Origin of the sequence: Hyalangium sp., from assembly GCF_035629615.1 — a bacterium.
Taxonomy (GTDB): domain Bacteria; phylum Myxococcota; class Myxococcia; order Myxococcales; family Myxococcaceae; genus Hyalangium.
In genome coordinates this window covers 1-5670 of the sequence record NZ_DASPHO010000749.1, presented here as the reverse complement: position 1 = coordinate 5670, position 5670 = coordinate 1, and the positions used below count along the sequence as shown (strand labels likewise).

7 protein-coding genes and 1 tRNA gene are annotated in these 5670 nt (G+C 68.3%); all 8 read right to left on the bottom strand.

Annotated elements, in window-relative coordinates; translation table 11 throughout:
* On the bottom strand, positions 1-492 hold a 492-nt coding region (locus tag VD972_RS37505; protein WP_324993628.1), incomplete at its 3' end, for a TGS domain-containing protein.
* A 76-nt stretch (positions 493-568) separates the two neighbouring features.
* Positions 569-640 (bottom strand) — tRNA-Val (locus VD972_RS37500).
* Between the two features lie 93 nt (positions 641-733).
* The gene (locus VD972_RS37495) at positions 734-1423 is read right to left on the bottom strand and encodes a uracil-DNA glycosylase (RefSeq protein ID WP_324993627.1); all 690 of its coding nucleotides are present in this window, start codon (positions 1421-1423) and stop codon (positions 734-736) included.
* Entirely contained in the window at positions 1420-2208 is a 789-nt protein-coding gene (locus VD972_RS37490; protein WP_324993626.1) for a hypothetical protein, read from the bottom strand. The genes VD972_RS37495 and VD972_RS37490 overlap by 4 nt, the downstream gene beginning before the upstream one ends.
* On the bottom strand, positions 2205-3374 hold the full coding sequence (locus tag VD972_RS37485; RefSeq protein ID WP_414654192.1) for an AI-2E family transporter: 1170 nt from the start codon (positions 3372-3374) through the stop codon (positions 2205-2207). Before VD972_RS37485 ends, VD972_RS37490 begins: the two co-directional genes overlap by 4 nt.
* A gap of 82 nt (positions 3375-3456) precedes the next feature.
* Positions 3457-4218, bottom strand: coding sequence for a FecR family protein (locus tag VD972_RS37480; protein ID WP_324993625.1), 762 nt, complete (start codon positions 4216-4218; stop codon positions 3457-3459).
* Positions 4215-4586, bottom strand: a complete 372-nt coding sequence (locus tag VD972_RS37475) for a PEGA domain-containing protein (RefSeq protein WP_324993624.1) — start codon at positions 4584-4586, stop codon at positions 4215-4217. The genes VD972_RS37480 and VD972_RS37475 overlap by 4 nt, the downstream gene beginning before the upstream one ends.
* On the bottom strand, positions 4586-5670 hold a 1085-nt coding region (locus VD972_RS37470), incomplete at its 5' end, for a hypothetical protein (RefSeq protein WP_324993623.1). The genes VD972_RS37475 and VD972_RS37470, both read right to left, overlap by 1 nt.

Here is a 5670-nt window from a genome sequence, read left to right as displayed (position 1 = left end):
GACGATCTCGACCTTGAACTTCTCGCCCTTGCCCTCGAAGAGGGCCACCGCCTCGTCCATGGAGATCTCCGAGCGGACGAAGGGCAGGTTCTGGGCGATCTCCTTGTTGGCCTCGGCCTCGATCTTCTCCAGGTCCTCGGGCGTAAAGGGCTTCTCCCGGAAGAAGTCATAGTAGAAGCCCTCCTCCGTGGCCGGGCCGATTGTCACCTGGGTGCCCGGGAAGAGGCGCTGCACGGCGCTGGCGACCACGTGCGCGGCATCGTGCCGGATGAGCTCCAGGGCCTCGGGGCTCTTGGTGGTGAAGACCTGGAGCTTTGCGTCTTCGGTGAGCGGCCGGGCCAGATCCACGTCCTGGCCGTTGATGCGCGCGAAGAGCGCCGCCTTGGCCAGTCCAGCGCCGATGCCGTCACGCACGAAGTCCGCGATGGGAGTTCCCCGAGCCGTCTGCTTCTGGCTGCCATCGGGGAGCGTCACCGTGATCATGTCGGACATGTGTGAGACCTCGAAACGCGACGGGCGGCAGGCTTGCTGGAAGCCTTGCCGCCCGCTGTGAGACTTCCGTTGAGGATGGGTCGTAGTGGGATCGAACCACTGACCCCTACCGTGTCAAGGTAGTGCTCTACCGCTGAGCTAACGACCCGTGTGTGAAAAGCGCGGCGGGAATAGCAGTGGCCTCCCGCAGCTGTCAAGGAAACACCGACGGGGGCTCCTCCTCTTCCTGACCGCTCCTGACTCATGGTGACGGGGTATTCAACAGTCGTCGCACCCGAGTCATGACCGCGTCGAACATGGCGGGCGTGAGGCGGCCCGTCTGAGTGTTCTGCTGGCTGACGTGGTAGCAGCCCACGAGGGTCCGGCCCCCTGGCAGGGGCACCTCCGCCCCGTGCCCGAACGCCGGCCGGGGTGTGGGCAGCTCCACCCCCGAGCGGGCCAGCGCCACCAGGGCGGCGTTCCACCCAATGGCCCCGAGCGCCAGGAACACCCGCGCGGGCAGCAGCGCCAGCTCCCGATCGAGGAAGGGCGCGCAGCGGGCCAGCTCCTCGGGGAGCGGCTTGTTCTCTGGAGGCGCGCAGCGGGCCGCCGCGGTGATGTAGGCGCCGTCGAGCGTGAGCCCGTCATCCCGGTGCTGGCTCGTGGGCTGGTTGGCGAACCCGGCCCGGTGCAGCCCCGCATAGAGGAAGTCCCCCGAGCGGTCGCCCGTGAAGATCCGTCCGGTCCGGTTCGCCCCATGGGCCGCTGGCGCCAGGCCCACGATGACCAGCCGCGCGCGAGGATCGCCGAAGCCGGGCACGGGCCGGCCCCAGTAGGTCCACTCCCGGTAGGCGCGGCGCTTCACTCGCGCCACCTCCTCCCGCCACTCCACGAGCCGAGGGCAGGCCCGGCACCGGGTGATCTCCGCGTGGACTCGCTCGAGCTTCGTCACCTGCTCCGGCCTCGCACCACTTCTTCCAGCCGCTGGACCCAGGCTCGTGCCCGTGCCAGCTCGCTCGCTCCCGTTCCTACCTCGATCTCCAGCTCCGTGGGGGTCTCCCGCTTCAGCAGTGGCACCAGCGCCACCTCTTCGGGTGAGCCCTTCATGAGGACCCTGCGCCCCAGGCCGCAAGTCCTCTCGGCTGCCCCCTCCTCCAGTCGGAGGGAGATCGTGGCCAGGGCCGCACGCCAGGGGACTTCGGGGCACAGCGGGCCGAGCTCCCCAGACCAGGAGAGCAGCTTGCGCCCAGGGAGCTGAGCGAAGGTTCCCCAGGCCTCCAGGCTGATGTCCGAGGTGCCAGGAGCCCAGATGCTCCACGAGGGACGCAGCGCGCCCAGCCGCCGGACGAGCTCCGCGTCGAGCGCCCCTTGGATCTTCACCGCGCTCCGTCGGGGTCCGAGCCAGTGCAGCCCCGGGCCCGCGAGCGACTGCGCCTCCAGCCATGCCCCTACCCGAGGGGCCTTGCGGAGCTGGCGGACGTGCTCCTCCTTCAAGGGCGGTCGGAGCTGAACGTAGGCCTCGGGGAAGAGGGCCAGCGCCTCGAGGGTGGAGTCCCGCAGGGTGTTCGAGCTCGTGCGCAGCCAGAGCACCGTCCCACTTCCGGCAAGCGCTCTCAGGTCGTCCGCCGCCACCGACTCGTCCACCACCAGGTGCAGCCGATACCCAGGGAGGAGGAGCTCGGCCGGAGCTGGCGCCTGGGCCAGCAGCGTCACCAGGACGGCGGCGGCGATGCTCACGGCCCGGTGGTCCCACCGGTGTAGATCGGTGTCTTCTGGTACCGCAGCACCACCACGCGCAGCACCACCTTGAGGATGGCGCTCACAGGCACCGCCAGCAGGATGCCCACGAAGCCGAACAGCTCGCCGAACGCGAGGATCGCGATGATGATCGTCACCGGCCTGAGCCCCACCTTCTCGCCCACGATGCGCGGGGTGATGACGAGCCCCTCCGAGAGCTGAGCCACCAGGAAGGTCCCCGCCACCACGGCGAGCTGCCAGGGCCCCTGCCACGACAGCATCAGCCCGAGCAGCGCCAGCACCAGGCCCATCGCCGTTCCCAGGTACGGCACCATGTTCCCGAAGCCCGCGATGACGCCAATGACGATGGCCATGTCGATCCCAGCGATCACCAGGCCCGTGCTGTAGATGACCGACAGGATCGAGCCCACCGTGAGCTGGCCTTGGACGAAGGCGGAGAGTACCTCGTCCACCTCGGAGAAGCGCTGGCTCACCAGCCCCACCGCCCGCCGAGGAATGAGATCGCGCACGAGCCCGATCAGCCGCGGATAGTCTTGCAGGAAGAAGAACCCGAGCACCGGCACCACCGCCAGCCCGAGCAGCGTCGCCACGAACCGGGCGGTGTTTCCCGCGAAGCTCGCGGCCAGCCGGGCCGCCGCGGGCCCGACGCTCTTGAGCAGCTCGGAGGCCTTGGCGCCCAGCTCCGTGGTCCGCTGGTTCACGAACTCGGGCACCGAGACTCCCAGCAGCCCCTCTACCCGGGGGATGACCTGCGTGCTCGCCCGGCGGAAGAAGTCCGGCAGCTTGGCCGCCTCCTCCTGGAACACGGGGATGAGGTAGAGCACCGCCCCCACCAGCACCAGCGTGCAGGCCGCGAAGACAATCGTCGTGCCCCACGTCCGGTCCACGCCGCGACGCTCGAGCGCGCTGACCACCGGGTTGAAGACGTAGGCGCCCGTGAGCGCCAGCAGCACTGGCACCGCCACGCCGCCGAACACCGCGAGCAGTCCGAACACCAACCCGAGCCCCGCTGCCATCACCAGCGACCAGGTGAGATCGATCTGCCGCGCCTCGTCCTCGGGCAGATCCGAGGACACCTGCGAGCGGACGGCGTGCAGCGGGGGCGCAGGGGCGTTGGGAGCCGGAGCAGCCGGGGAGACGGCCACAGCGCGGGGCTCCTTCGGGGCCTTCACCGCGCTAGCACTGCCTTTCTTGCGACGTCCGATGACAGGACTCCTCGTCAGGAACCTACTGGTTGCGATCCACGAAACGGCCGAACGCGTCCTTCATTGCCTTCGTGTTCAGGGGCCCCGGTTTCCCCAGCTCGTTCCCCACCTCTATCTCCTGCTTGCCCTGGAGCTCGACGAATTTCTTCTCCCACTCGTCCAGGGAGACCACCTGGGGCGCAGCCACCTGCTTCCGCTCACCCGGCTTCGGGTCCTGGCTGGCGGGGGTCTGGCCTTCTACCGCCTTGCGGACGAGCCGGCTCACCACCACGCGGCCCTCCACCACGCGCACCATCATGCGCAGCTTCGCCGCTGGCATGATCGCCTTCGCCGTGTCGTGGACGTAGTCCACCCGGAAGATCGTGCCGCGCACACCGGCCACCGCGCGATCGGTCTGCACCTCGAACTTCGAGTCCGAGCCCGCCAGCGCCTTCTTCACCTTCGCCCAGACCTTGCCGAACCCAAGCCTCGCCGCGAAGCCCTTGCGATCCTGGCCCTCGAACGTGGCCTCGTCGATGATGAGCTGGCTGCGCTCCGCCAGCATGATCACGCTCTCGTCTGTCAGCGTGAGCTTGAGGTTGGAGGCAGGGCCAACGTCGATCGTGTCATTGACCTCGATCTCCGAGCCCACCTCGAGCGCCTTCACCTCTTCCCCATTCGTCCGCTTCGCCGTGCCCTCCAGGGCCGACACCTTTCCAACGCTCGCCAGCGCCAGGCCGGGCAGCAGCAGCGCGGTGGCGGCCCACCCCCACACACCCACGGTCGACTTGAGCCATGCCTTCACGGAGTACCTCTCTCGGGAGTCTCGGTCCCCATCGGTCGCAGCCGCACATTCAGCACGGCCCTGGCCCTGTGGGGATCGATGTAGGTGGTGTACGGCCAGTGGCCTTCCTTCTTCACCTCGATCTGGTGCAGCCCCTCGCCCACCCGCAGCCCCCGGGGCGCCCCCCGGAAGTCACTGCACAGCCCCTGGGTGACACCATCCAGGGAGACCTCCGCGTCCGGAGGCTCGCACCGCAGCACGACATCCCCGCTCGGCGCCTCCGCGTTGCGCAGCAGCTCCCGGGCCTGGGCCATCGTCGCCGGCTCCTCCTGGCGTCCGGCACAGCCCAGCGCGACCAGCGCGACGGTGGCCCAACCCCCACCGCGCATCAGCGCGCCAACGTGATTTCGATGGTGTTGCCCGACATGCCCGTCACGTTGACCTTCTTGCCCTTGTAGGTCTTCCCGCTCACGGACTCGGCGACGGTGTCCGTGGTGCCCACGACCGTGAGATCGAACCGCGCCTTGCCGTCCTTGATGGTCACCTGCCCCATCTCGCGCAGCCCGCTCAGGGACTGGCCGAGCACCTTCATGAAGCCCTGAATCGCACCGTAGTCCGACAACCCGTTCAGCTTCACGACCACGCGGCTGCCGTTCATCATCGCGTTGCGCAGGTACTCGGCGACGGGGGCCCGCACCGCCTGCACCACCTGATCGCCACGCTCCTGGGTCACTTCACGAGCCGTGTTCTCATAGGAGATGCCCGGCCGCACCTTCTTGTGCATCCCCACGTCCTCCGTAGAGTGGCCAAACTTGCCGACGACCTTGGTCAGCTGGGTCCCGCTGTCCGTCGCGAAGAAGGACAGGCTGTAGTCCCCGGAGACGAAGAAGAGGATCTGTCTGCCACTCTGGTCCTTCTCGGGCAGCAGGCCGGTGTTCCCCGGCGGCTGGTGCCGATAGATGACGTTGCCATAGAGGATGTAGTCCGCCTGGGCGAGGTCACCGAGCTCCCGGGCCTCGACGTCGGAGAGCGTGGTGACGCCTGGCTCCAGCCGGACCTTGCCCATGGCGAAGTTCGGGTCGAGGATCGTCCAGCCGTCCTTCGCGAAGGCCTGGGTGAGCACGGTGCTCATCGTCTGGCTGGTGATGGAGGTGCCATCCGAGCTGACCGTCTGCTCGTGCAAGAGGATGATGAGCTTGCGGCTGCCGAGCTGTTGGACCAAGGCCTGCATGGCCTGCAGATCCTTGTCGATCCGGCCAGAGCCCACTTGAGCGCGGATCATGACCTTCATCACCCCCCGCTCCTCCTCCTTCTTCAGGACCTCGTGCTTGCGCACGTAGCCGTCCGTCTTGGAGAGGATCCTGTCGGTGACGAGCTGGCTGTTGGACGTCAGCGTCGTGGAGGTGATCAGCACCCCCACCACCTGCTCCACGGCCTCCCGCAGCGCTGCGTTCTTCGCGTCCTGGAAGGCCT